The organism is Leifsonia sp. TF02-11, from assembly GCF_017565305.1.
Classification (GTDB): Bacteria; Actinomycetota; Actinomycetes; order Actinomycetales; family Microbacteriaceae; genus Leifsonia.
This window is the reverse complement of record NZ_JAGEKP010000004.1, coordinates 129,302-155,702: the sequence shown is the minus strand read 5'-3', so window position 1 is coordinate 155,702 and position 26,401 is coordinate 129,302. Positions and strand designations below refer to the sequence as shown.

Genomic DNA, 26,401 nt, shown 5'->3' with positions numbered 1-26,401 from the left:
TCTCTAGCAAGCGAATCCGCACATTCCTGCCCGATTCACTGACGAAATCAGTAGACTCCCGGCATGAGTTCACCGCTGAGCACAACGACGACCCCCGAACTGACGAACTTCGTCAACGGTGCGCGCACCGCCGCCCGCGGCAGCGACGGCATCGCCCTGATCGACCCGGCGACGGAGGATGTGTACGCCACCGCGCCGGTCTCCACCGCCGAGGATGTGGCCGACGCATATCGCGCCGCCGAGGATGCCTTCGAGGTCTGGGGAAACACCACGCCGGCAGAGCGGCAGCTGGCCCTGTTCCGCATCGCAGACGCGATGGAGGAGCGCGCGGAGGAGTTCGCCGACGCCGAATCGCAGGACACCGGCAAGCCGCGAGGCACCCTCGTGGAGGACGAGATCCTGCTGTCGGTCGACCAGATCCGCTTCTTCGCCGGCGCGGCCCGCAACCTGGAGGGCAAGTCGGCCGGCGAGTACATGCCCGACCACACGTCGTTCATCCGGCGCGAGCCGATCGGCGTCGTCGGCCAGGTGACGCCATGGAACTACCCGCTGAACATGGCGGTGTGGAAGTTCGCTCCCGCGTTGGCGGCCGGCAACACCACGGTGCTGAAGCCCTCGGACACCACGCCGCTCTCCACGCTGCTGCTGGCGGAGGTCGCCAGCGAGTTCCTGCCGGCCGGCGTGCTCAACGTGGTGCTGGGCGACCGGACGACGGGCGCCGCCATGATCGACCACCCCACCCCGCAGCTGGTCTCGATCACCGGGTCGGTGCGTGCGGGCATGGAGGTCGCCAGGGCGGCCTCCTTCGACCTCAAGCGAGTGCACCTCGAGCTCGGCGGCAAGGCGCCGGTGATCGTCTTCGACGACGCCGACATCGAGAAGGCGGTCGAGGGCATCGTCGCCGCCGGCTACTTCAACGCCGGCCAGGACTGCACTGCCGCCACCCGCCTGTTGGTGCAGCAGGGCGTGCACGACGAATTCGTCGCCGCACTGGCGCAGTACGCCCGCGACAACGCCCGCACGGGTGCGCCGCGCGAGGACGGCATCCTCTACGGCCCGCTCAACAACGCCAACCAGCTCGCCCAGGTGAGCGGCTTCGTCGACAGGCTGCCCGACCACGCTCGCGTCGAGCTGGGCGGCCGTCGCCAGGGCGACCGCGGGTACTTCTGGGAGGCCACCATCGTCTCCGGCCTGCGCCAGGACGACGACGCGGTGCAGAACGAGATCTTCGGCCCGGTGCAGACCGTGCAGAAGTTCACCGACGAGGCGGAGGCCCTGCGCTGGGCCAACGGTGTGCGCTACGGCCTCGCGTCGTCGGTCTGGACGAAGGACCACGGCCGGGCGATGCGCTTCGCTAAAGGCCTCGACTTCGGCTGCGTGTGGATCAACACCCACATCCCGATCGTGGCCGAGATGCCGCACGGCGGCTTCAAGCACTCCGGCTACGGCAAGGATCTGTCGATGTACGGGTTCGAGGACTACACGCGCATCAAGCACGTGATGTCGTACATCGGGGAGTGATCACCGCCGGAGCGCGACGATCAGGGCGCTGACCGCGAGCAGCGGCAGCGCCCACAGCGCGGCGGCGACGTAGCCGCCCGCCGGCGGGAGCAGTGCGCCGGCGGGCGTCGCCGCGGCCAGCAGGAGGCCCGCCAGGGCGCTGCCGATGCTGAAGCCGACGCTGCGGACGATCTGGTTGATCGAGAGCACACTCGCGGTCTCCTGTGCGGGGACGTCCTCCAGGACGAGCCGGGGCATGACGGCGGAGACGCCGCCGACACCGAAGCCGAGCACGGTCATGGCGAGCAGGACCACCGCGAGCGACCCCGTCCCGACGGCGAGGAGCACTGCCGCGATGGCGACGGCGGAGGCCGACACGGCGAATGCGCCGCGGTCCGTGACCGTGCGCGCCAGGCGGGGGACGACACGCCCGGCGACGAACCCGAGGGCGGAGAAGGGGATGAGCGCTGCGCCCGCCGCGACGCCGGGCAGCGCGAACCCGTAGCCCGCCCCTGGCGGAGTCTGTAGATACCGTGTCAGAAGGCTGAACAGCAGGTACATCCCGACGCCGGAGACCAGCATCGCGCCGTTCGCGCGCAGCACAGTGGGTCGGCCGAGGAGGCGGAGGTCGGCCAGGGGAGCGGGCACCCGCAGCTCGACGACGGTCCAGGCGGCGAGCACGAGCGCGGACAGCCCGAGCACGGCGCCTCCGAGGAGCGGACTGGCCCAGAGTGCCGGTTCGGCGATGACGAGGAGGACGCCCAGAGTGCCGACCCCCAGCAGGACCGCCCCGGGGACGTCCAGGCGCGGGTTCGGCCCCGGCGCATCGCGCGGGAGGGTCCGCCACGCGATCAGGAGCGCGACGGCCGAGAGGACCAGGCCGAACGCATAGGCGGCGCGCAGGCCGGCGAGCTGATCGATCAACCCCACGAGCGGATAGCCGACACCGATGCCGACCGTCGACGCGACCGAGAGCGCCGCGATCGTCCCGGACGCGCGCGCCTCGGGGAGCTCTGTGCGTGCGACGCTCATCAGCAGGGCCACCGCGCCGAGGCCGAGTCCTTGCAGGGCGCGGCCCGCGATGAGGAACGCGAACGGCAGCGGCAGCACGGTGAGGACGCCGCCCAGCACGACCACCGCCAGCGAGCCGAGCACGGTGATGCGGCGTCGCGGACCGGAGCCGAGCCTCCCGAGCACCGGGGCCGCGATCGCGCCGGCGAACAGCGTGACGGTCAGGGTCCACTGCGCGGCGGCGAGCGGGACGTGCAGCGTGGTGGCGACCGAGGTGATCAGCGGCGCGCCCAGGCTGCCGATCACGGCGACCACGAGCGCGACCGCGACAAGGGCGCTGCTGAGCCGCGCTGCCGGCCGATCCGAATCCATCGCGGGCCAGACTACGCGACACGCCGTCGGCGCTTAAACATCCTGTCCTATAGGTATTAACCCCGCGCCTCCGCTACGCTGCCTGCACACACATCGTCGTGTGCAGTCGACCGGAAGGCATTCGATGTCTGCAGAACCGTCGTCCTCCGCCCATCTCGAGGACAGCGAGCACCTCGCCGTCCTCGGGTACGAGGATTCCTTCAACAGGTCCATGACCCTGTGGGCCAACTTCGCGCTGGGCTTCACGTACCTGTCGCCGCTCGTCGGCGTGTACTCGCTGTTCGCGGTCGCGATGGCCACGGGAGGGCCGCCCTCGATCTGGTGGATCGTCATCGTGGGCGCCGGCCAGTTCCTGGTCTCCCTGGTCTTCGGCGAAGTCGTCTCGCAGTACCCGATCCACGGCGGCATCTACCCGTGGGCGCGCCGGCTCTGGGGCCGGCGGTACGCGTGGATGGCCGCGTGGGTCTACATCTGGGCCATGATCGTGACGATCACGGCGGTGGCGTCGTACGGCAGCGGGTTCCTCGCCAGCCTGTTCGGCCTCCCGGCGACCAACGAGGTCACGCTCGGTCTAACCGTGCTGTTGCTCGTCGTGGCGCTCGGACTCAACTTCACGGGCACCAAGACGCTCGCGACGGTCGCCCGCATCGGGCTCTCCGCCGAGCTGATCGGCGTGATCGCCGTCGGGCTCTACCTGCTGATCTTCCAGCGGAAGCACCCGTTCTCGGTGTTCTTCGACACCATGGGAGTGGAGGGCCACGGCTCGTACCTGGTCGCGTTCCTCGGCGCCGCGCTCGCCGGGCTCTTCCTCTTCTACGGGTTCGAGGCCTGCGGCGACGTCGCAGAGGAGGTCGCCAACCCGGCGCGCCGCATCCCCAAGGCCATGATGATGACGATCGTCGTCGGCGGAGTCTCCGCGCTCTTCGCCTTCGGCGGCTACGTGCTCGCCGCGCCCGACCTGGAGCGGATCGTCGCGGGCAAGGACGTCGACCCGATCCCGGAGATCCTGCAGTCCACGCTCGGCACGGTCGGCGCGAAGATCTTCCTGGTCGTCGCGGTGACGGCCTTCCTGTCGTGCGTGCTGAGCCTGCAGGCCGCGGCGAGCCGGTTGCTGTTCTCGTTCGCCCGCGACGGGATGATCCCGGCCCACCGCTGGCTGGCCAAGGTGTCGCCGCGCACCAAGGTTCCGGTCAACGCCCTCATCGTGGCGTGCAGCATCCCGGTGCTGATCAGCCTGATCGTGTACGTGGGGCCGTCCGGCCTGATCACCCAGGTGACGGCGTTCGCGGTGCTCGGCATCTACGTCGCGTTCCAGTCGGTCGTGCTGGCGTCGCTGCGGCAGCGGCTGAAGGGCTGGCGTCCGGCAGGGCCGTTCTCGCTGCGCGGCGCGGGGCTGATCGTCAATGTGCTCGCGCTGGCCTACGGCGTGTTCGCCATGATCCTGCTGGCGTGGCCGACGAACACCGGGAGCTGGTTCAACGACTGGATCGTGCTCATCGGTCTCGGCATCGTCGCCGGCGCAGGACTGCTCTACCTGTTCCTCGCCCGGCCGGACCGCCAGTCGACCGCACCGGAGGGCGACGCCATCCAGGTGGCCCAGCTGCTCCGCGCCCGCCGCGAGAGCCCGAAAGAGGCCGCCCCCGCCGCGGACTGACCGACCCCAGCCATCGCTTCCTCACCTCTTCACGCGACACGCCGAGCGCCCGCGGGAGAAAGTGAGGAAGCGATGGCTGCGGGTCAGGACTCGCGGCGGGGGACGGCGAGCGGGTTGCCGTCGCGCAGCTCGAGGGGCAGCACGTCCTGCGGGGCGTCCTGGTAGGCGATCGGGGTGAGCCAGCGGCGGATCGCGGTGGCTCCCACCGACGTGTGGATGCTGGCCGTGGTCGCCGGCCACGACCCGCCGTGGTGCTGCGCCCAACCGATGGCGACCCCGGTGGGCCAGCCGTCGAAGAGCAGCCGGCCGGCGATCGGCGCGAGGGCGGCCGCCAGGGCGGTGACATCTTCACCGGCAGCACGGTGGATCGTCGCGGTGAGCGACGGCTGGAGGGCGGCGAGCACGGCGGGCAGGTCGTCGTCGCGGTACGAGACGACGACGGTCACCGGGCCGAACCGTTCCTGGAGGAAGCGGTCGGACCCGGCGAGGAAAGCCGCCGCATCGGTCAGCACCACAGCGGGGACCGACGCTCCCGGCTGGTACGGGCCGAGCAGCACGGTGGCGTCGTCGTCCGCTCCGAACAGCTCCAGCGCCTCGGCGTACGCCGCACTCATGCCGTCGGTCAGCTGGCGGGAGGTCGGAGCCGAGCCGAGCGCGGCGGCGACGGCGTCGTCGACACCCTCGCCGGACGGCACGAACACGAGCCCCGGCTTGGTGCAGTACTGGCCGGCATCCCGGGTGAACGAGCCGACGAGTCCTGCACCGATGTCGGCGGCACGCTCGCGGGCGGCGGCGCGCGTGACGATCACCGGATTGATGCTGCCGAGCTCGCCGTAGAACGGGATCGGGTCCGGCCGGGAGACCGCGAGGTCGAACAGGGCGCGACCGCCGCGCTCCGAACCCGTGAATCCGGCCGCGCGCACGCCGGGGTGCTGCACGAGGGCGACACCGGCCTCCATGCCCTCCACCAGCGCGAACCAGCCGCTCGGCAGCACGCCGACGGCGAGGTCAGCCGTACGCCGGGACAGCCGAGGGTGGCCGGGATGCGCCTTGACGATGACCGGACACCCTGCGGCGAGCGCCGAGGCCGTGTCGTTGCCCAGTACCGAGAACGCGAACGGGAAGTTGGACGCGGTGTAGACCGCGACCGGTCCGATCGGGCGGAGGATGCGCCGCAGATCGGGCCGCGGCGGGATCAGGGCCGGGTCGGGGGAGTCGATCGTGGCCTCGAGATAGCCGCCCTCGCGCGCGACGCCGGCGAAGAACCGGAGCTGCGCCGCGGTGCGGGTGATCTCGCCGTCGAGCCGCGCCGCCGACAGGTGCGTCTCCTCTGCCGCGAGGGCGACGAGTCCCGTGCGGTCGGCCTCCAGAGCGGCGGCGAGCCGGTCGAGCCAGGTCGCCCGCTCCTCGCGGGTGGTCGGCAGCAGCGCGGCGGCGGAGGCGGCAGCGGTCGCAGCGTCGAGGAGGGCGTCGCCCATCAGAAGGCCGCCAGCCCGGTCAGCGCGCGCCCGAGCACGAGCGTGTGGATCTCGTCGGTGCCCTCGTAGGTGCGCACGGACTCCAGATTGGCCATGTGCCGCATCACCGGGAACGCGTCGGTGATGCCGTCGCCGCCGAGGATGGTGCGCGCCTCCCGGGCGATCGCGAGAGCCTCCCGCACGCTGTTGAGCTTGCCGACGCTGATCTGCGTCGGCGTGAGCCGCCCCGCCTCCTTGAGCCGGCCCAGGTGCAGGGCGAGCAGCATCCCCTTCTCGTACTCCACCAGCATGTCCGCCAGCTTCTGCTGGATCAGCTGGGTCGCGCCGATCGGCCGACCGAACACCTCTCGGGTCGTCGCGCGCTCGATGGAGACCTCCAGGCAGGATCGCGCCGCGCCCATCGCACCCCAGACGATGCCGTACCGCGCCTCGTTGAGGCAGGAGAACGGTCCGGACAGTCCGCGAGCGCCCGGCAGCATCGCGGACTCGGGGACCCGGACCTCGTCGAGCACGATGTCGCACTGCACCGACGCGCGCATCGACAGCTTGCCGTCGATCGGCGTCGCCGTGAACCCGGGAGTCGCCGTCGGGACCGCGAAGCCGCGTACGCCGTCGTCGGTCGCCGCCCAGACCACGGCGACGTCGGCGAGCGACGCCAGGCCGATCCAGCGCTTGGCGCCGGTGATCACCCAGTCGCCGCCCTCGTGGCGCGCCCGCGTCGTCATGGCGGCGGGGTCGCTGCCGCCCTGCGGCTCGGTGAGCGCGAAGCAGCCGATGCGCTCGCCGCGGGCCATCGGCGCGAGCCACTCGGCCTTCTGTTCGTCGGAGCCGAACTTGGAGATCGCGCTCATGGCGAGCGAGCCCTGCACGGAGACGAACGTGCGCCACCCGCTGTCGACGGCCTCCAGTTCGTGGCAGACCAGGCCGTAGGCGACAGCACCGGCGCCCGCGCAGCCCGGGTCCTTCAAGTGCATGCCGAGCACGCCGAGTGCCCCGAGCTCCCCGACGAGCTCCTTCCGGAAGTGCTTGTCCTCGAAGTCCTGTGCGATGACCGGGGCGATGCGCTCTGCGGCGAAGCGCCTTGCCTCGTCACGCCAGCGCAGTTCGTCCTCGGTGAGGAGGCGGTCGATGCTGAAGGCCTCGTGGAGCGTGGCGGATGCGGAGGTCATGGAGCGGTCCTTTCGGTGCGGGCGGAGAGTGCCTCCGCCCACACGGGGTCGTGCGCGCCGAGAAGCGGCGGCGGCGTGCGGTGAACGGCGGGCGCCGTGTCGAGGCGGATCGGGGTCGCGGGTTGACGCGAGGTGCGTCCGGTGGCGGGGTCGACGGTCGTCGCGACCGCGTCGAGGCCGAGCGAGGCCGCGAACTCGAACGCCTCTGCGACGCTGTTGACGAGGCCGGAGGGGACCCGTGCCGCGCCGAAGTCGGCCACCCAGTCGGCTGCGTCGCGGCGGCGCAGCGCGGGCTCGAGGAGCGCGCGGAGCTCGTGGCGGTTGTGCACGCGTTCCTCGTTGGTCGCGAACCGGGGGTCGTCGGCGAGCTCCGGGAGGCCGAGCGCCGCCGCGAAGGCGGCGAACTGACGGTCGTTGCCGACGGCGACGACGAGCTCGCGATCGGCGGCGCGGAAGAGCTCGTATGGTGCGATGCTCGGGTGCGCGTTGCCCAGCCGGGCGGGGGAGCGGCCGGTCGCGAGCGTGCTGGACGCCTGATTGGTGAGTGCGGCGAGCAGCGAGCCGAGGAGGTCGACGTCGACGCGCGAGCCGTGCCCGGTGCGGTCCCGCTCGCGCAGGGCGAGCAGGATGCCGGCGAGTGCGTTCTGGCCGGTGAGGACGTCGACGAGCGCGACGCCCACTTTGCTGGGTTCGCCGTCGGCCGGGCCCGTGATGCTCATCAGGCCGCCGACCGCCTGCACGAGGAGGTCGTAGCCGGGGAGGTCGGCGCCGGCTTCGCGCCCGAACCCCGTGATCGAGCAGTAGACCAGACCGGGGTTGGCCGCGCGGAGGCTCTGTTCGTCGAGCCCGAAGCGCTCCATCACCCCCGGCCGGAAGTTCTCGACGACCACGTCGGCCGTCTCGGCGAGAGCGCGCGCGGCCGCGAGGCCCTCCGCGGTGGTCAGGTCGCACACGACGGAGCGCTTGTTGCGGTTGACGGCGCCGAAGTAGGTGGACTCGCCCGCGTCGTCGACGGGAGGCCGCCACGCGCGCGTGTCGTCGCCGGCCGGGCTCTCGATCTTGACGACGTCGGCGCCGAAGTCGGCGAGCATCATCGTGGCATAGGGGCCGGCCAGGACGCGGGAGAAGTCGGCGACCCGCACTCCGGACAGGATGCTGTCGGTCATGGTCCGCTCCTTCGCTCTCACGGCCGTTTCCGGGCTCGCGCCGAATTCATCCTATATCGAATGATTGGGTCGGGATATCGTGGTGGGGTGACCACCTCCACCCGCGATGCTGCCCGAACGACGCGGCCGGCGCCAGGTGCGCGCGACGCCGTCTTCGCTCAGCTCTCCGACGCCGGACGCGCTGAGCAGGTGGCCCGGCGCCTCGCCGACGCCATCGTGCTCGGCGTGCTCAGCCCGGGTGAGCGCCTGCCCAGCGAGGCCGACCTGGCGCGGAGGTTCGGCGTCGCTCTGGTGACAGCGCGCGAAGGCCTCGGGATGCTGCGAGAGGCCGGACTGGTCGAGACGCGCCGCGGCAGGGACGGCGGGAGCTTCGTCGTCCACCCCGGTGACGCAGACGGGCCGATGCTGGCGACTCGACTGCGGGGCCTCTCGCAGGTCGAGCTGAGCGATCTCACCGTCTACGTCACGGCGATCGCGGCGGGCTGCGCCGACCGGGCCGCCGAGCGCACGACCCCCGCCGACGATGCCCGGCTGGCGGCCTGGCTCGCGGCAGCGGACTTCAGCGAGCCGGCGGAGGCGCGGCGCAGCGCAGGGGGATTCCTGCTGGAGCTGGCCGTGCTGAGCCAGTCGACCCGCCTGGTGCGCGAGCAGATCCGACTGCAGGCCGAGTTCGGCCCACTGTTGTGGCTCGGGATGCGCGACGCCGCCCTCCGGGAGGGGACGGCCGGATCCGTCCGGGCCATCGCCGATGCGGTCGCCGCGAGCGACGCCGCGGCCGCGCGAGCCGAGGTCACCGCGCTGCTCGGCGGCGTGGCGCGCTGGTTGCTCGCCGCGAAGGCCCGGATCGAGACGGGAGGGACGATCGATGGCTGAGCTGGTCGTGACGACGCAGGACGACGCGCGGCTCGACGCTGCGGCAGCGCGTGTGAGCGCCCTCTTCGGCGATCTCCAAGCGCGGCTCACGGACTGGCGCGACGCCGTCCTCGCCGCCCAGAGCGCAGAGGGGATGCCCGCCGCGGCGCTCGACGACCTGATCGAGCGCCTGGTGCTGCCCGCACTGCGCGAGGACGATCCCGTGCTCGTCGGCGCGGGGTTCGTCGCCGCTCCGGAGTTCACCGGAGGGGACGACCTCCACTTCGCCTGGTGGCTCGGGCCGCTCGACGACAACCCGCTCACGGGCGCGACGTCCGAGCCGAGCCGGTTGGATCTGGCCTCGCGCTCGTACTCGGACTACCTGCGCGATTTCCGATCGCTGGAGTGGTACAGCATCCCGCGGTCGACCCACCGCACCCACATCACCGGGCCGTACGTCGACCACCTGTGCGCGTGCGACTACATCGTCACCATCACCTCGCCCGTTGAGCGCGGCGCGCGGATGCTCGGGGTGGTCGGCGTCGACGTCTACGTGCGGCGTCTCGAGCGGGAGCTGCTCCCTGCCCTGCTCGGAGTCGGGCGTCCGACGATACTGGTCAACGAGTGGGGGCGCGTCATGGTGTCGACCGACCCGACGGTGCTGGCGGGGGCCGTCGCGCAGGTCGGAGACGACGCGGTCCGGTGCGCTGGGACCCCGTTCCGCCTTGTCGCCACTGCGCTGTCCGCCTGAGCCGGGCGGCTAGACTCGTCCCGTACGTCACGTCCTACATCGGGGAGCTGCCCCGGTCCGTCGCAGACCAGGAGGAACCCCCGAGTGGCTCCCGGCTTCACGCGGTACGCACCGACTGCAGGTCCGTCCCGCTGGCTGCTCATCGCCGGGCGGCGGTTCGTCGCCTGTGTCGAGAGCACGGCCGCCGACAGCATCGTCGACGCGGTGTGGTGGCTGGCCGACTCCGATCTGGCGACCATCGAGTCGGTGGTCGGTGCGTTCCCGCTGGCCGGGCCGGACAGCGTCCGCTCCTTCGCCGTGGCGGAGCTCGGCGAGCCCAACGCACAGGGTGAGATCGTCGTCACAGCGGTGGTCCGCGGGTCCGCGGCGCTGGACATCTTCTCGGTCGGCGGAGCCAGGCGGTTCGGCTCGGGCGGAGTCCAGCCGTGGGTGCTGGCGGAGTTCCGGAACGTCACCGGCCTCGCGCTCGGCGGCGACGATCTGCCCACCGCTCCGGTCGCCCGGCTCGCCGTCGGTTCGCTTCCGATCGGCCTCGGCGTGGTCGACGGCGAGCTGCTGACCTGGTCGAGCACGCCGATCGAGCGTGTCGAGCGCACGGCCGACCGGGTCGGACCTGCAGACACAGGCGACGCCGCCGCGGCCGGGTCTCCCGCTGACGATGCGAGCTCAGACGAGACGATCATCCGCGACCGTCCCCGCAGCTCCAGCCTGTTCTCCCGGCACGACGCGCCGACAGAGCTCGCGGAGTCGCCCGAGGCGGACCCGGTGGTCCAGCGGATTCCTGTCGCCCACGAACTCCCCGGGGCGATCGACATCGAGGAGCCGGGGACGGCGACCGAGCAGCCGCTGTCCACCGGTCCGCGCGACACGCCCGGTGGCCGCGCCGGAGACGGGACATCGCCCCGGCCGACCGACCTCGAGCCGGTCGGGCCGCAACCGGAGCAGCGGCGCTTCGCCGTCCGCGTCGGACCGGGGGACAGCATCCGACTGGACGCGCCGATCCTCGTGGGGCGCAAGCCGTCACTGGCCCGGGTGGAGTCGGGCGAGCTGCCGCGTCTGATCGCGGTGCCGTCGCCCGAGCACGAGGTCTCCTCGACGCACGTGCGCATCGAGCAGTCGGGGGACGCCGTGGTCGTCACCGACCTCCGGTCGACGAACGGGACGGTCGTCGTGCGACCGGGCGGGGCCTCCGCCCGCCTGCGGCCCGGCGAGTCGACGGTCGTGCTGCCCGGATCCGTTGTGCAGATCGGCGACGGTAATATCATCGAGATCACCGCCGTCCCGGCCGACGGCCCGCAGGGCGCACCTCAGCCGGCGTCGGGGGCGGACCGTCGAGAAGAAGGACGCGAGTGACCCAGATCGGTCGCACCAACCGTCGCCACACCGTGGTGGTTCCGGGAGGTGCCGATGCGCGCATCAGCCTCGGCTGGGCGGCGCTCAGCGACACCGGCTACCGCCGCAGCGTCAACGAGGACAGCCTCCTCGCCCGGTCGCCGATCTTCGCGGTCGCCGACGGAATGGGAGGGCACACGGCGGGAGACTTCGCCAGCACCGCCGTGGTGACCCGGCTGGCGGAGAAGGTCCGCACCGATTTCGTGACGGAGACGTCGCTGACGAGCGCGCTGCGCGACGCCGTCGGCGATATGACCAGGGGGGTCGGCCAGACCGACCTCGGGACCGGGACAACTGTGACGGGTATCGCCCTCACGCTGGTCGAGGGGGCTCCGTACTGGCTGGTGTTCAACATCGGCGATTCGCGTGTCTACAGCTACCGCGACGGCACGCTCGAGCAGTTGACGGTCGACCACTCGATCGTGCAGGAACTCCTGGACGCCGGTGCCATCACTCCGGAGGAGGCCGAGGTCCACCCCCACAGCAATGTGATCACGCGTGCCGTCGGGTTCAACGAAGACCCGGTCCCCGACTACTTCCTCTTCCCGATCGTCGCCGGCTCACGGCTGCTGGTCTGTTCCGACGGTCTGACGAAGGAGCTCACCGAGCACGGGATCCGCTACTTCCTCGGCGAGGGCAGCTCGCCGCTCGACGCCGCACAGCAGCTGATGGACGCGGCGCTGGGCAACGGCGGCCGCGACAACGTGACCGTCGTCGTGGTCGACGTCCTGGCGACGCCGGAGAGCGGCGTGCACCGCGAGGGCTTCCCGCGGCGGGCTGCCCGCCGGCACTGACCCCCGTCGTACAGCACTCCTCCACAGCCCGCACGGCACGCCGAAGTGCCCCCCGAGTTGGGGGTAATCGAGTTGTCCCCAGTGCGGGTCCCGGCTCCCTGAGCGCCTCCGCCTGCTGCCTACAATTGGGAAACGCCTTCGCCGCTGCGATCGCGTCCGGCCGACGACAGGAGGAGCTGCTTGGCTCGGCGCTTGCCTTCACAGCCGCCGAACCTGCCTGGCTTCTCGTACGTCAGGGTGCTCGGTTCGGGCGGGTTCGCCGACGTGTTCCTGTACGAGCAGAACATGCCGCGCCGCCAGGTCGCGGTCAAGGTGATGCTCGCCGAGGTCGTCACGAGCCAGGTGAAGCAGATGTTCCAGGCCGAGGCCAATCTGATGGCCCAGTTGAGCACGCACCCGTCGATCCTCACCGTCTATCAGGCGAGCGTGTCGGCCGATGGTCGACCCTATCTGGTCATGGAGCTCTGCTCGTCGGCGATCGGGCAGCGCTACCGGTCGGAACCGCTTGCCGTACCCGAGGTGCTGAGCATCGGCGTCCGCATCGCGAGCGCGGTCGAGACGGCGCACCGCGCGGGAGTGCTGCACCGCGACATCAAGCCGTCGAACATCCTGACAACGGCGTACGGCCATCCCGTCCTCAGCGACTTCGGCATCGCGGCGACGTTGAGCGAGGCCGACGTCACCGAAGCGATCGGGCTGTCCATCCCCTGGTCGGCGCCCGAGGTGCTGCTCGACGAGACGAGCGGCACCATCGCGAGCGAGGTCTGGTCCATCGGGGCGACGATCTACTCGCTGCTGGCCGGCCGGTCGCCGTTCGAGCAACCGGGCAAAGAGAACACGTCCGCCGAGCTCATCCAGCGCATCACCAAGGGCCGTCCCCAGCCCATCGGGCGCCCGGACGTTCCGCCGAGGCTCGAACAGATCCTGATGCGCTCGATGTCGCGCAAGCCGTCGGCGCGCCAGCGCAGCGCGCTCGAGCTGATCCGCGAACTGCAGTCCGTGGAGGCCGAGCTCGGCCTGCCGCAGACGCCGATCGAGGTCGCGATGGACGACTGGGCGCTGGCCACCGCCGACGACCCGGAGGAGCGCACCAGGGTCAAGGGCGTCGTCGCCGTCGATCCCGGATCGCAACGCCGGCGGCGCAAGGCCCCGGCTGCGGCCGCGGCGACCACGCGCACCCCGACGCGCACGATGGTGCGCGAGAGCATCGGCAGCTCGCCGACCTCGCCGCCCGCTACGCCGTCCCGGGTGTCCAGAGCCCTCGTGATCTCGCTTGCTGCGTGCGCACTGCTGGTGGTGGTCCTCGGGGTGACGGCCGCGGTCGTCCTGGTGCGCGCAGGTGCCGCGAACGATATCCCGACGGTGCGCGACCTGAGCGGCCGGGTCTCCGCGAGCACCATCGTGTTCACGTGGAGCGACCCGGGGATCGAGAGCGGCGACACATACCAGGTTACCGTCGACGACCAGCCGCCGAGCAGTCAGCGCGCCACTGAGTTCCGCGTGGACGCCAAGCCGGGCGAGACCGTGTGCGTGACCGTGACGGTCAACCGCGACGGCAAGACCGGGTCGCCGAGCGGGCAGAAGTGCGTGCAGAGGACCGCTTCGCCATGATCCGGTCGTGGCTGCTCGCCCACAAGTCGGTCGCCGCGACGGCGCTCAGCGGCACGGTCGTCGCCGCGCTGGTGACGACGCTCGCCGTGGTCTCGGGCGGCTACAGTGCGCAACACCTCCAGCTGAACGACGCGGCGGTGTGGGTGGCGAGCGACACGAAGAAGGCGCTCGGCCGCGCCAACACCGAGATCGACTCGCTGAATTCGATCGTCGCGGGCACGGGGGAGGCGCTCGACGTCGTGCAGGACGGCGAGAACGTGCTGCTGCTCGACAAGGAGGCGAACACGGCGGCGGTCGTCGATCCGGCGACCGCCGAGGCCGGCAAATCGGTTGCCCTGCCGCCGCGGTCGCCGCAGGTCGCCGTTTCCGGAAATCACGTCGCGATGCTGTCGCAGACGACCGGGCAGCTGTGGCTGACGTCGATGGACCTGCTCGACCAGTTCAACTCGGGATCGGCCGCGACGATCGATCTCGGCGGTCGTGCCGTCTCCGCGATGGATCCCTCCGGTGTGCTGTTCGTGTACCAGCCGGGCTCCCGCAACCTGGTGCGGATCGACCTCGGCGGCGACCAGCCGGCGAGCTCGACCGTGAAGGTGCCGTCGCGGGGCGACGGCGCGCACTCACAGCTCACGTCGGCCGGCGGCCGGTGGGCGATGTTCGACCCGGACCAGAAGACTCTGTGGACCAGCACCGGCGCCGTGAACCTCGCCAGGGTGCTCGGCTCCGACACCGACGCCATCCTCCAAGAGCCGTCGAGCGACGCGACGGCGGTGTGGATCGCGACCTCCTCGGGGCTGGTCCGCGTCCCGCTCGACGGCTCCGCGCCGACGCGGGTGCTCGGCACGGCGTCCGGTGCGCCTGCGGCACCGGTGACGGTGGCCGGCTGCGTCTACGCCGCCTGGAACTCCGGCGCCGTGTGGCGCGGCTGCTCCTCGTCGGCGGCGGGAACGACGAGCGCGTTGCGTGAGGTGCCGCCCAACGCGGTGCTCTCGTTCCGGGTGAATCGCGACCGCGTCGTCCTCAACGACTCCCGCTCCGGGGTGTCCTGGGCCGTTCAGACGGGCAACGCGCGGATCGACAACTGGGACGAGCTGATCTCGAAGAAGACCACCCAGGAGCTCGTCGACCAGTCCAAGCAGGACACGACACCGCAATATGCGAAGCAGGAGCAGCCCCCGGTCGCTGTCGACGACCAGTTCGGTGCCCGGCCGGGACGCGTCACGCCTCTGCCGGTGCTCCTCAACGACTACGACCCGAACGGCGACGTGCTGACGATCGATTCGTTCACCGCGATCCCCGCTGACCAGGGGACGATCCAGCTGACGAACTCGGACCAGATGCTGCAGATCTCGCTTCCGGCGACCGCCAGCGGCACCATCGGATTCGACTACACCATCTCGGACGGCCGCGGCGGTACGGCGACCGCGCACGTGACGGTGACCGTCCGCACACCGAACGAGAACTCGCCTCCCGTGTGCGTCCGCACGGCGAAGGCGGTGGTGCAGGCCGGCGGCAGGGTCACCACGTCCGTCCTCGGCGATTGCTACGACCCAGACGGCGATCCGTTCTACTTGGCGAGCGCGACGGTTCCCGCTCCCGACACGGTGACCTTCACCCCGCAGGGGCAGGTCGCCTACTCCGACCACGGAACGGGAGGCGGCCTCAAGGACGTCGCGCTGGTGCTCTCCGACGGGCGAGCCGAAGGTTCCGGCCAGTTGGCGGTGACGGTTCAGCCGCCGGGGCAGGTGCCGATCATCGCGGATCCGTTCGCGGTGGTGACCTATCAGGGCCAGGAGGCGACGATCCGTCCGCTCGACCACGTGCGCGGCGGCAACGGCGTCGTGCGGCTGAGCACCGTGCCGTCGAAAGCGGACGCCACGATCACGCCCGACTACCAGGGCGGGACCTTCCGCTTCACGTCCGACCAAGCCGGGACGCACAACATCGAGTATTCGGTGACCGACGGCGTCGTCACGACGACGGGAACCGTGCGCGTCGAGGTGAAAGCGCCTCCCGGAGCCAAGGCGACGCCGATCGCGGTGCCGCACACCGCCTTCATCCGCGAGCAGTCGACGCAAGACGTCGACGTGCTGTCCACCGACATCGACCCGTCGGGCGGCGTGCTCCTGGTGACGGGGGTCACGGACCCCGCGCTCGCCACCGGCATCAAAGTCCAGGTGCTCCAGCAGCGGACGCTGCGCGTCTCGCTGACGCGGCCGCTCAGCGAGCCCGTCGACTTCCACTACCGCCTGAGCAACGGCCTCGCCGACACCGAGGGCACGGTGACCGTCGTCCAGCTCCCGCCTCTCACCGTGCACCAGCCGCCCATCGCCGCGCCGGACTCCGTGGCCGTCCGGGTGGACGACGTCGTCGACATCCCCGTGCTGGCAAACGACGTGCAGCCGGACGGCGACAAGCTGACCCTGGACCCGACGCTCGCGACACCGCTGCCCGCCGGAGCAGGTCTGCTGTTCGCCAGCGGCGACCACCTGCGGTACCTCGCGCCATCGAAGCCGGGCAACTACACCGCGGCGTACCGCGTCTACGGCGCGGACGGGCAGTGGGCCACCGCCGAGGTGAATATCGCCGTCCGCGAGCGCGACGTGGCGACCAACAACCCGCCAGTACCCAAGACGGTCACGGCTCGCGTGCTCGCCGGGGACACGGTGCGGATCACGGTCCCGCTCTCCGGAATCGACCCCGACGGCGACTCCGTGCAGTTCATCGGCCAGGAGTCCAACCCGCAGAAGGGCGCCGTCGTGGCCTCCGGCAGCGATTGGATGGACTTCCAGGCGGGGGAGTACGCGGCGGGGACGGACTCCTTCACCTATGCCGTCGTGGATGCCCTCGGCGCCAGAGCGACCGGCACCGTGCGCGTCGGGATCGCGCCCCGCGTCGACGGGGCACGCAACCCCGTCGCCGTCGAGGACGACGTCACCACCCGCCCGGGACGGACCCTCAGCGTGCAGGTGCTCGCCAACGACTCCGATCCGGACGGCAGCCCGCTGAGCGTCACGGCGGTCACCTCGCTCGACGGCAAGGCGAAGGCCAAGATCCAGGGCGACATCGTGGTGGTGACGGCTCCGCAGCAGGAGGGCGCCTACGGATTCCTCTACACGATCCAGAACGCACGCGGCGGCACCAGCCAGGCGTTCCTGCGCGTGACGGTCGACAAGAACGCCCCGCCCGCGCGTCCGGTGGTGTCCGACACCGTGCTCGGGCTCTCGGACATCCTCGGACGCGAGACCGTCGACGTGAACGCTCTGTCGAACGTGTTCTTCGCCGACGGGCCGGTCTCATCCCTCAAGCTCTCGATCGTGCCGGGCTACGGGAACACGGCCCAGGTGACCTCGGACAAGCGCATCCGCGTCGCGATCACGGCCAAGAGCCAGATCATCCCGTTCAAAGTCGCCAACCCGGACGACGAGTCGTACGCCGGGTACGGCTTCGTGCGGCTCCCGGGGTACGACGACGCCCTGCCGCAGCTCAAACGCGGTGCACCCACGCTCTCGGTGGTCAGCGAGAAGACGCTGACGATCCACCTGAACGACTACATCGTCGCCGTCGGCGGCCGCAAGGTGAAGCTGACCGACGCCGCGACGGTGCGAGCGACGCACGCCAACGGTGACGACCTGGTAGTCAACTCCGACACCCTGCAGTACACGTCCTCCAGCCGCTATTTCGGCCCGGCGAGCATCTCGTTCCAGGTGACGGACGGCAGCAGTGCGAACGACCCGAACGGCAATGTCGCCACGATCGTGCTGCCCATCGATGTCACGCCGCGCGAGAATCAGCCTCCGGTGTTCACCGGGGCGCTGATCGACTTCGAGCCCGGCCAGTCGAAGACGGTCGATCTCACCAAGCTCACGAGCTACCCGTACGCGAAAGACCAGGCCGAGCTCCAGTACACGGTCCAGAACCCGCGACCCGACGGCGTCTCGCTGTCGCTCTCCGGCCAGAAGCTCACGATCTCCGTCGGCGCCGACGTGCAGAAGGGGAGCACGCCCTCGATCTCCATCGGGGTCAAGGACGCGGTGAACGCGGGCCAGGCCGGCCGCATCGACCTCAACATCGTCCCGTCGACGCGCCCGCTCGCCAGCCCGCAGCCCGACCGGGTCATCGCCCCGCGCGGACAGACGACGACGGTCGACGTGCTCGCCAACGATGCGGCGACCAACCCGTTCCCGAACAAGCCGCTGCGCGTCCTGGCCGTCCGCGGTCTCGGCGGGTCGCTTCCCGACGGCGTCTCGATCACCCCGAGCTCCGACAACTCGGTGCTGCAGATCTCGGTCTCGAGCACGGCGGCCCCGGTCGACACCACGCTCCAGTACGAGGTCGCCGACGCCACGAACGACCCTGATCGATATACCTGGGGCACGGTGACGGTGTCGGTGCAAGACCGTCCGGCCCCGGTGACGAACGTCCAGGTCTCGGCGATCGGCGACCGCAGCCTGACGCTCAGCTGGACGCCGGGGGCGTTCAACAACTCGGCCATCACCGGCTTCGAGGTCACGATGAGCAGTGCGGCTTCCGGCGCAGTGCTCGGCACGACGCAGTGCAGCACGACGGTGTGTGCGATCACGACGCCCGGCAACGGCAGGGCGAACGCGGTGACCCTCGCGGTGCGCGCCCGCAACGCCCTCGGTCTGTCCGACCCGACCGGCTATGTGGAGCCCGTGTGGTCGGACGTGGTGCCGAACGCGCCGGCGAACGTGAACTACACCCCGCTGAACAACGGCCTCAGGATCACCTGGAACCGACCGGCGGACGCACCGGGCGCCAGCCCGATCACCTCCTACGTCGTGACGGTCGGCGGGATCGCCAACGCCCTCCAGGTCTCCCCGGGCGACAGCGGCAGCTATGCGCTCAACGTGGTCGACGCCTCCATCGCGAACGGCGTGTCCATCGGCTTCAGCATCGCCAGCCGGAACGACTTCTACCAGGGTCGCACGACGTGGAACTCGACCTCGGGCAGCGGGGTCCCGGCGGGAGCGCCGCTGCTGACCGGTACTGCGCCGGTCGCGGCGCCGAACAATGTCGACGGATCCAGTGCCACGCTCACGTGGCCGAATGTGTTCACCCCCAACGGGAAGTCCGTCATCGCGTACTACGCGGGCGTCTTCCAGGGTGGTGCGCAGCCCGGCTGCAGCGTCACCGGCGTCGAGTCGGGCCAGCCCGTCCTCCACGTCGACCCGACCTCGTCGACGTTCCAGCAGGTCCAGGGCGGCAGCGCCACCTTCAGCGGGCTCAGCGCGAACCAGACCTACAACTTCGTCGTCTACGCCTACAACGGCCAGGGCTGCACGCCGAGCACCATCGTCTCGGCGACGCAGCGCCAGCAGCCGGGATCCGTGCGCAGCGTGACGATCACCGGCCCGGCGCAGAACTTCACGAACACGTGGGACTTCCAGGCCGCTGTCGACTATCAGAACGGCAGCGGTTCGAGCCCGATCGTCAACTACCAGCTCGTCGGCGACAACGGCGTGGTCGAGAACGGCCAGCTGTCCGGCACGAGCGGAATGGTCGCAGGCGGCAACGGAGCACACTACGGCACCGGGCTGACCCTCAGCATCACCAGCATCTGCGAGACGTATCCGGACGGCTCCCAGCTCTGTTCGCCGCAGAACTACAGCACGCGGATGGGCGTCGCCGTGAGCACCGCGATCGGCGGCCCGCGTTACGACGCGACCACGAGCACGTTCAGCTGGACGAGCTGGCCGACCGGCTCTGGCTACACGCTCGTCACCTACAGCTGCGGCAACGGTCCGGAGGCACCGATGCCGCCGGTCGGGCAGACCGCGACCTGTCAGGCGCCGCCCGGCGCCGCGAACCCGTCGCTCACCGTCACGGTGCGCGTCGGGAGCGCCACGTACGCCACGTCGTATCCGGCCTCAGGCATGCAATGAGCGAGGAACGGCATACTGAGGACGGCGCGCGCGCGAGCGCGGCGCTGCTCACGCACCCCGAGAGAGGCCACAGCATGACGATGACCCCCGAACAGGCCGGCTGGTTCGCGGGCGTGTTCGACCGCCTCGTGCAGAACATCGACCGCGTCCTCCTCGGCAAGTCGCACGTCATCCGGCTCGCGCTCACCGCCCTTCTGAGCGAGGGGCATCTGCTCCTCGAGGACTTTCCCGGCACCGGCAAGACATCGCTCGCGCGGGCCATGGCCGAGAGCGTCCGCGGGACGACCAACCGGGTCCAGTTCACGCCCGATCTCCTTCCCGGCGACATCACCGGCGTCAACATCTACGACCAGCGCACCGGCGCGTTCGAGTTCCACCGCGGGCCGGTGTTCGCCAACATCGTCCTGGCCGACGAGATCAACCGTGCGTCTCCCAAGACCCAGTCGGCCCTGCTGGAGGTCATGGAGGAGCAGCAGGTCACCGTCGACGGCGTCCGTCATCCTGTCGGCGAGCCGTTCATGGTGATCGCCACGCAGAACCCGATCGAGCAGGCGGGGACCTACCGGCTGCCGGAGGCGCAGCTCGACCGCTTCCTGATGAAGGCGTCGATCGGCTACCCGGACCACGAGGCGACCCTGCGCATCCTCGAGGGTGCAGAACGCCGCGCGCACGAGATCGTCGTGCCGGAGGTGATCTCGGCGGAGACCGTCGTGGAGATGGCCGACATGGCGCGCGGCGTGCACGTGGATCCGTCCATCAACGACTACGTCTCGCGACTGGTCGACGCCAGCCGAACGGCCGACGAGATCCGCCTCGGCGTCAGCGTCCGCGGCGCGCTCGCTCTCGTCCGGGCGGCGAAGACCCTCGCCGCGTCCACCGGCCGCTATTACGTGACCCCCGACGATGTGAAGGCGCTCGCGGAGCCGGTGCTCGCGCATCGACTGGTGCTCGATCCCGAGGCCGAGTTCGAGGGCGTCACGGCCTCCAGCGTGGTCGGTCAGCTGCTGATCGAGGTGCCGCCGCCGAGCGATCGGGCCGCCGTGTGACCAGCACCGTCACCCGCACCCAGGTCGAGCTCACCAACGCCCGCGCCCGAATCGTCGGCGAGCGCGACGGGCTGCTCGCCGACACGATCGTCTGGGTCGTGCGCACCAGCGCGGCCATCGGCCGGTCCGTGGCGTCGGCCTGGCGCATGCTCGGAGCGATCATCACCCCCCTCGGCTGGTCGATGGTGGCGGTGACGGCCCTCGCGCTCGTCGCGGGGTACGTCCTGGGCTGGACGGAAGCCGTCGTGGTGGGCTGGGCTGCCGGCGCGCTCCTGCTGATCGCGTCGCTCTACCTCGTGGGCCGCATCGCTTACGACGTGGGGTTGACGCTTCCGACCAACCGCGTCGTCGTAGGCGATCGGGCGCCGGGGGAGGTGAGCGTCCGCAATCCCTCGCGTCGGCGTCTGCCCGGCGTGCGCGTGGAGGTGCCGGTCGGCGCGGGACTCGCCGCGTTCGCCGCACCCGCACTGCTCAGCGGCGAGGAGCACTCGGATGTCTTCGTCGTGCCGACCAGCAGGCGCGGCATCGTCCCGATCGGCCCGGTGCGCACGGTTCGAGCCGATCCGATCGGTCTGCTGCGCCGCGAGATGGTGTGGGCCGACTCGCTCGACCTGTTCGTGCACCCGCGCATCATCGCCATCCCGAGCATGAGCACCGGGTTCGTCCGCGACCTGGAGGGCGCTCCCACTCGCGACCTCACCCAGAGCGACGTGGCGTTCCACGCCCTGCGCGAGTACATGCCGGGCGACGAGCGTCGGAACATCCACTGGAAGAGCACGGCGAAGACCGGCAGCTACATGGTGCGCCAGTTCGAGGAGACCCGGCGCAGCCATCTGCTGGTGGCGCTCAGCCTCTCCGAGGCCGACTACGCCTCCGAGGAGGAGTTCGAGCTGGCCGTGAGCGCGACCGGCTCGCTCGGCGTGCGGGCGATGCAGGATTCGCGCACGGTGTCCGTGGTGGCAAGCGCGGAGACCCCCGACTTCGCCAAGCGCGTGGTGTTCAGCGCCCGCAGACTGAGCACGGTCGGGCGGGGCCGACTGCTCGACGACCTGGCCGGCGTGGAGACCGCGGAGGCGGCGCTCCGATTGCCCGAGCTCGCGCAGGTCGCCAGCGAGGACGCCGCGGGGACGTCGATCGCCTTCCTAGTGTGCGGGTCGACGGTGACCGCGACCCAGCTGCGCTCGGCCGCAGCCCACTTCCCGCTCGGCGTCGACGTGGTGGCCATCGCCTGCGACGCAGGCGCCGTGCCCACCCTGCGCCGGGTGGCCGATCTCAGCGTGCTCACCATCGGCTACCTGGAGGACCTCCAGCGCAGCCTCGCGAAACGGCTCGCGACGTGATCGGGCGGCTGCCTTGGCGCTCGGCCGCCGCCGATGTGGGTTTCGCGGTGGCGGCGGTCGCGCTGGCGGCGTGGTCGTTCTGGCCGGTCTACCAGTCGACGGCGTTCGTCACGATGCTCGTGGTGACGATCGCGCTCGGTTCGGCGATCGCCGTGCTCGGAGCGGTCTTCCGCTGGCCCAGCATCGTGATCGGCGGTCTGATCGCGGTGGTCTATCTGGGTGCGGGAGTCCAGCTCGCGGTCCCGGGGGAGGCGACTGCCGGTGGGTTGCTGCCGACGGCGCAGGGCTTCGTCGATCTCGTCCAGGGAACGTGGTTGTCGTGGAAGCAGCTGGTCACCATCTCGGTCCCGGTCGGTTCGTACCAGGCGCTCCTCGTGCCGGCCTTCATCCTCGTGCTGCTGGCGGGCACGATCACCACCACGACCGCTCTGCGCTCCTCCCTCCCGGAGCTGGCGGGCATCCCGCCCGTGGTCGTGCTCGTCGCGGGGATCGCGTTCGGCTCGGCGATCGCGCCGGCACCGCTCTGGCTGGTCCTCGGGCTGTTCGCACTGCTTCTGATCTGGAACATCCGCCTGCGCCTGCGCCGGCGCACGGCCGCGGTGCGCACGCTGCGGGAGCAGAGCGGACTCACGGTCGAGACGCGCAGGGAGCGCGGCTCGACCGCCGTCCTGACGGCGACAGGGGCCGCGGTCATGCTGGCGGGCGCCGCCGTCGTCGGGATCGGAGCCACCGTCCTGGTGCCGCCGACGACCGACCGTCAGGTGGTACGGACGGCCGTCGAGCAGCCCTTCGACCCACGGGCGTACCCGAGCCCGCTCAGCGGCTTCCGGTCCTTCTTCGAGCCGGGCTCCGCGTCGAAGCCGATGCTCAGCGTCTCGGGGCTGCCCGCGGACCGGCGTATCCGGATCGCGACGCTCGACACCTACGACGGCGTGACGTATTCGGTGGGGAGCGCGGCCGTCACGAGCGCCTCAGGCGCGTTCACGCGCCTGCCGTACCGGCTCGACCAGTCCGGCACGAAAGGCACGCAGACGGAGTTGACCGTCACCGTGCGCGGCTATCGGGGGCCCTGGGTGCCGGGAACCGGGCAGCTCGAGCAGATCCAGTTCCTCGGCAGCCACGGTTCGACGCTCTCCGGCGCCTACTTCTACAACGACGTCACCGGGACCGGTGCCGTCATGTCCGCCTTCAGCGACGGCGACGTGTACGTGGCGGACTCCGTGACACGCCCGAAGCTCACGGCCGCGCAGCTGACGAATGTCGAGCCGGGCTCCGACATCGTGCCCCGCCCGTCCGTGATCCCCGACGAGCTGCAGTCGACCCTCCAGAAGTACACGTCGGGCGTCTCCGGCGCCGGCGCCAAGCTGGCAGCGGCGCTGCAGGGTCTCGCGACCGACGGCTATCTCAGCCACGGTGTCGGTCCGAACGAGCCGCCGAGCCGTTCGGGTCATGGCGCCGACCGCATCACCGAGCTGCTGACGAACGTCCCGATGCTGGGCGACCAGGAGCAGTACGCGGTCACGGCCGCGCTGATGGCGCGCCAGCTCGGCTTCCCCGCGCGCGTCGTGGTGGGCTTCGTCGCTCCCGCGGACGCGGGGGCCGGACCTGTCACGTTCCTCGGCGCGGACGCATCGGCCTGGATCGAGGTGCAGACCGCGTCCGGCTGGGTGACGGTCGATCCGACCCCTCCGGTTCGCCCGGTGCCGCCGAAGCGACCCGAGCAGCCGACCGAGATCACCCGGCCGCAGACGAACGTGCAGCCGCCCATCGACGAAAGCCCGCAGCAGAACGAGGAGCCGCCGCAGGCGCAGGTCGACAGCTCGCCCCAGCACACGCCCGATCCCGTCCTGGAGACCATCCTGGCGGTGCTCATCGCCATCGGCTGGACCCTGCTGGTGCTGGCGCTGCTCGCCGCGCCGTTCCTGGCGGTCATCGCGGCGAAATGGCGGCGGCGCTCGCTCCGGCGGTCAGCGGGGACCTCCGTGGACCGGATCGTGGGCGGCTGGCGCGAGTTCGCCGACGCGGCCGTCGACCACGGCTACGATCCACCGCCTGCCGCCACCCGGGTGGAGTTCGCGTCGACCATCGGCGGCACGCGGGCAGCTGCGCTCGCCAAGGTGGCCGACCGCGCGGTGTTCAGTCCGCTCGCTCCGACGGCGGCGGAGGCGGACACGGTGTGGAAGGCGGTGGACGAGCTGCGCGCGCAGCTGGATCGCCGCGACACGCGGTGGAAGCGGCTGCTGGCGGCCGTCTCTTTGCGATCCCTCGGCTACCGTGGAAGGACGCGAGAGAGGACGAACAGGCGATGAGATGCCGGGTGTGCGGAGCGGCGCTCTCCGAGGGGACGCTGTTCTGCGGAAACTGCGGGAGTTCGGTGACGGCGTCGCGCGTGCGACCGCCGGAGGTTGCCGATTCGCGGCCGTCCGACACGTCGATCGTCCCGCCGCTCGCGAAGCCCGCCGTGGCCGGCCGGTTCCTCGGCTCCGATGTGGACGAGGACGGCCTCCCGCCGACCGAGGCCATCGACGTCGTCGCGATCGAGTGCGCCCCGCCTGCCGCCTCGGTGCGGGTGTACCGTCTGAGCTTCTCGACGGGCGAGACGGTGGAGGTGCTCGGCAGCGGCCTGGTCGGCCGACGCCCGATCACGCAGCCGGGGGAGCACGTCGACCAGCTGGTCGCGATCTCGGACCCGGCGCGCAGCGTCTCCAAGACCCACCTCGAGTTCGGGCTGGAGGGCGACGACCTCTGGATCTGCGACCGCTACTCGGGCAACGGCACGGTCGCGCGCCCGCTCGGCGGCGTGGCGCGGCAGTGCGAGGCGGGCCGGCGGTACCGGGTCGGCCGGGGGACCAGGGTCGACATCGGCGACCAGTGGTTCGACGTCAGCTGACGGCATCCGCCTGGACCAGCGTCGGAAACGCGGAAACTCCCCTGCCGACCGCGTGAAGGGCCGGCAGGGGAGTTCGTCCGCCTGCGGTCAGACCAGGGCGTCGGCGACGGCGGCGTCCACGATCCCGTGCGCCTCGGCGACTCCCGGGTTGGTGACGTGGCCGGCGTGCACGTTGAGGCCGAGGGCCAGCGACGCGTCCGCACGGAGCGCTGCCTGCCAGCCGTTGTTGGCGATGGCGCGCGCGTAGGGCAGCGTCGCATTGGTGAGCGCGTACGTGGAGGTGTGCGGCACAGCGCCCGGCATGTTCGCCACGCAGTAGAACAGCGACTGGTGCACCGTGAAGGTCGGGTCGGCGTGGGTGGTGGGGTGCGAGTCGGCGAAGCAGCCACCCTGGTCGACGGCGATGTCGACGAGCACGCTGCCCGGCTTCATGCGCGAGACCAGTTCGTTGCTGACCAGCTTCGGCGCCTTGGCGCCGGGGACGAGCACCGAGCCGATGACCAGGTCGGAGGCGACCACGGCCTTGTCGATCTCGAAGCTGTTCGAGGCGATGGTCTTGATCCGACCCGCGTAGAGCGCGTCCAGCTCGCGGAGGCGCGCGATGTTGGTGTCGAGAACGGTGACCTCGGCGCCGAGGCCGACCGCCACGGAGACGGCGTTGGTCCCGGCGACACCGCCGCCGAGCACGGTGACCACGGCCGGGTGGGTGCCGGGGACGCCGGGGACGAGCAGGCCGGGGCCGCCGTTCGGCTTGAGCATGGTGTTGGCGCCGACGATCGGGGCGAGTCGACCGGCCACCTCGCTCATCGGGGCGAGCAGCGGAAGTGCCCGGTTGGGCAGCTGCACGGTCTCGTAGGCGATGGCGGTGACGCCCGACGCGATCAGGGCGCGGGTCAGCTCCTCGTCGGCGGCGAGGTGGAGGTACGTGAACAGCACCAGCCCCTCGCGGAAGTAGCCGTACTCCGAGGCGATCGGCTCCTTCACCTTGAGGATGAGATCGCCGGCGGCCCAGGTGGCGGCGGCATCCGGGAGGATGGTGGCGCCGGCAGCCGTGTAGAAGTCGTCCGGGATGGAGGAGCCGACTCCGGCTCCGGTCTCCACGTAGACCTCGTGTCCGGCGCCGACCAGGTCGTGGACGCCTGCGGGCGTAATCGCCACGCGGAATTCGTTGTTCTTGATCTCGCGGGGGATCGCGACCTTCATGGGGCTCCTCAGCTCCTTGCACTTCGACGTGATGGTTCGACAACACCCTAGCGCCCTTCACGGAGGATTTCGATAGCAATTCGTGAAGGATCGTGCTGATTCCGTAAATTCTGTGTCGAGCAAGCGCGGATATCGGCAGTTCGTCTCACTGCTCATCCGCGCGGGAGACGCGGTGTGCGGTTTCCCGCGTCTTTCGGACGAATCGACGCGGATTTCGTGACGATCATGTTTCAAGATGGACGATTCGGTCGCTGATGGGTGCGAAT

General features: G+C 70.9%; 17 protein-coding genes. 12 read left to right on the top strand and 5 right to left on the bottom strand.

The window, feature by feature from the left end:
- The first annotated feature begins 63 nt into the window (after positions 1-63).
- On the top strand, positions 64-1,521 hold the full coding sequence (locus JNB50_RS06570) for a gamma-aminobutyraldehyde dehydrogenase (RefSeq protein WP_208039324.1): 1,458 nt from the start codon (positions 64-66) through the stop codon (positions 1,519-1,521).
- On the opposite strand, the gene JNB50_RS06565 is transcribed toward JNB50_RS06570, so the two are convergent.
- Entirely contained in the window at positions 1,522-2,883 is a 1,362-nt protein-coding gene (locus JNB50_RS06565) for an MFS transporter (RefSeq protein ID WP_208039323.1), read from the bottom strand.
- A gap of 124 nt (positions 2,884-3,007) precedes the next feature.
- Between JNB50_RS06565 and JNB50_RS06560 the strand changes: the two genes are divergently transcribed.
- Positions 3,008-4,537, top strand: coding sequence for an APC family permease (locus JNB50_RS06560; protein WP_208039322.1), 1,530 nt, complete (start codon positions 3,008-3,010; stop codon positions 4,535-4,537).
- Positions 4,538-4,620: 83 nt separating this feature from the next.
- Here JNB50_RS06560 and JNB50_RS06555 read toward each other — a convergent pair whose 3' ends face one another.
- The 3 genes from JNB50_RS06555 to JNB50_RS06545 are packed head-to-tail and all read right to left on the bottom strand — an operon-like array spanning position 4,621 to position 8,350.
- Positions 4,621-6,015, bottom strand: a complete 1,395-nt coding sequence (locus tag JNB50_RS06555; RefSeq protein ID WP_208039321.1) for an aldehyde dehydrogenase family protein — start codon at positions 6,013-6,015, stop codon at positions 4,621-4,623.
- Positions 6,015-7,184: an acyl-CoA dehydrogenase family protein gene (locus tag JNB50_RS06550; protein ID WP_208039320.1), complete on the bottom strand. Its 1,170-nt coding sequence runs from the start codon at positions 7,182-7,184 to the stop codon at positions 6,015-6,017. The genes JNB50_RS06555 and JNB50_RS06550 overlap by 1 nt, the downstream gene beginning before the upstream one ends.
- A complete protein-coding gene (locus JNB50_RS06545) occupies positions 7,181-8,350 on the bottom strand; it encodes a CaiB/BaiF CoA-transferase family protein (RefSeq protein WP_208039319.1) in 1,170 nt (389 codons plus the stop codon). The genes JNB50_RS06550 and JNB50_RS06545 overlap by 4 nt, the downstream gene beginning before the upstream one ends.
- A gap of 87 nt (positions 8,351-8,437) precedes the next feature.
- Between JNB50_RS06545 and JNB50_RS06540 the strand changes: the two genes are divergently transcribed.
- The 10 genes from JNB50_RS06540 to JNB50_RS06495 all read left to right on the top strand — a co-directional run bounded on the left by JNB50_RS06540 (position 8,438) and on the right by JNB50_RS06495 (position 24,932).
- Positions 8,438-9,223, top strand: a complete 786-nt coding sequence (locus JNB50_RS06540) for a FadR/GntR family transcriptional regulator (RefSeq protein ID WP_208039318.1) — start codon at positions 8,438-8,440, stop codon at positions 9,221-9,223.
- Positions 9,216-9,953: a cache domain-containing protein gene (locus tag JNB50_RS06535; protein ID WP_208039317.1), complete on the top strand. Its 738-nt coding sequence runs from the start codon at positions 9,216-9,218 to the stop codon at positions 9,951-9,953. Before JNB50_RS06540 ends, JNB50_RS06535 begins: the two co-directional genes overlap by 8 nt.
- An 84-nt stretch (positions 9,954-10,037) precedes the next feature.
- Positions 10,038-11,306 carry an FHA domain-containing protein gene (locus tag JNB50_RS06530; protein ID WP_208039316.1) on the top strand — a complete coding sequence of 423 codons (1,269 nt, stop codon included), beginning with the start codon at positions 10,038-10,040 and terminating at the stop codon, positions 11,304-11,306.
- Positions 11,303-12,139: a PP2C family serine/threonine-protein phosphatase gene (locus JNB50_RS06525; RefSeq protein ID WP_208039315.1), complete on the top strand. Its 837-nt coding sequence runs from the start codon at positions 11,303-11,305 to the stop codon at positions 12,137-12,139. The genes JNB50_RS06530 and JNB50_RS06525 overlap by 4 nt, the downstream gene beginning before the upstream one ends.
- Before the next feature lie 192 nt (positions 12,140-12,331).
- On the top strand, positions 12,332-13,750 hold the full coding sequence (locus JNB50_RS06520; RefSeq protein ID WP_243768124.1) for a serine/threonine-protein kinase: 1,419 nt from the start codon (positions 12,332-12,334) through the stop codon (positions 13,748-13,750).
- A complete protein-coding gene (locus JNB50_RS06515) occupies positions 13,747-19,656 on the top strand; it encodes an Ig-like domain-containing protein (RefSeq protein ID WP_208039313.1) in 5,910 nt (1,969 codons plus the stop codon). The genes JNB50_RS06520 and JNB50_RS06515 overlap by 4 nt, the downstream gene beginning before the upstream one ends.
- Positions 19,657-19,730: 74 nt before the next feature.
- A complete protein-coding gene (locus tag JNB50_RS06510; RefSeq protein ID WP_208039312.1) occupies positions 19,731-20,702 on the top strand; it encodes a MoxR family ATPase in 972 nt (323 codons plus the stop codon).
- Positions 20,699-22,042: a DUF58 domain-containing protein gene (locus JNB50_RS06505; RefSeq protein ID WP_208039311.1), complete on the top strand. Its 1,344-nt coding sequence runs from the start codon at positions 20,699-20,701 to the stop codon at positions 22,040-22,042. Before JNB50_RS06510 ends, JNB50_RS06505 begins: the two co-directional genes overlap by 4 nt.
- Positions 22,039-24,351, top strand: a complete 2,313-nt coding sequence (locus JNB50_RS06500; RefSeq protein WP_307794625.1) for a transglutaminase-like domain-containing protein — start codon at positions 22,039-22,041, stop codon at positions 24,349-24,351. Before JNB50_RS06505 ends, JNB50_RS06500 begins: the two co-directional genes overlap by 4 nt.
- A 65-nt stretch (positions 24,352-24,416) precedes the next feature.
- On the top strand, positions 24,417-24,932 hold the full coding sequence (locus JNB50_RS06495; RefSeq protein WP_307794624.1) for a hypothetical protein: 516 nt from the start codon (positions 24,417-24,419) through the stop codon (positions 24,930-24,932).
- Between the two features lie 87 nt (positions 24,933-25,019).
- On the opposite strand, the gene ald is transcribed toward JNB50_RS06495, so the two are convergent.
- Complete coding sequence (ald, locus tag JNB50_RS06490; RefSeq protein WP_208039309.1) at positions 25,020-26,135, bottom strand: alanine dehydrogenase; 1,116 nt, start codon at positions 26,133-26,135, stop codon at positions 25,020-25,022.
- Positions 26,136-26,401 lie beyond the last annotated feature (266 nt).

What these genes read in the sequence shown, in the direction of transcription:
- JNB50_RS06570 (WP_208039324.1), top strand. Translation starts at nt 64, where the DNA reads ATGAGTTCACCGCTGAGCACAACGACGACCCCCGAACTGACGAACTTC.
- JNB50_RS06535 (WP_208039317.1), top strand. Translation starts at nt 9,216, where the DNA reads ATGGCTGAGCTGGTCGTGACGACGCAGGACGACGCGCGGCTCGACGCT.
- JNB50_RS06515 (WP_208039313.1), top strand. Translation starts at nt 13,747, where the DNA reads ATGATCCGGTCGTGGCTGCTCGCCCACAAGTCGGTCGCCGCGACGGCG.
- JNB50_RS06565 (WP_208039323.1), bottom strand. Translation starts at nt 2,883, where the DNA reads ATGGATTCGGATCGGCCGGCAGCGCGGCTCAGCAGCGCCCTTGTCGCG.
- JNB50_RS06555 (WP_208039321.1), bottom strand. Translation starts at nt 6,015, where the DNA reads ATGGGCGACGCCCTCCTCGACGCTGCGACCGCTGCCGCCTCCGCCGCC.
- JNB50_RS06545 (WP_208039319.1), bottom strand. Translation starts at nt 8,350, where the DNA reads ATGACCGACAGCATCCTGTCCGGAGTGCGGGTCGCCGACTTCTCCCGC.
- JNB50_RS06560 (WP_208039322.1), top strand. Translation starts at nt 3,008, where the DNA reads ATGTCTGCAGAACCGTCGTCCTCCGCCCATCTCGAGGACAGCGAGCAC.
- JNB50_RS06550 (WP_208039320.1), bottom strand. Translation starts at nt 7,184, where the DNA reads ATGACCTCCGCATCCGCCACGCTCCACGAGGCCTTCAGCATCGACCGC.
- JNB50_RS06510 (WP_208039312.1), top strand. Translation starts at nt 19,731, where the DNA reads ATGACGATGACCCCCGAACAGGCCGGCTGGTTCGCGGGCGTGTTCGAC.
- ald (WP_208039309.1), bottom strand. Translation starts at nt 26,135, where the DNA reads ATGAAGGTCGCGATCCCCCGCGAGATCAAGAACAACGAATTCCGCGTG.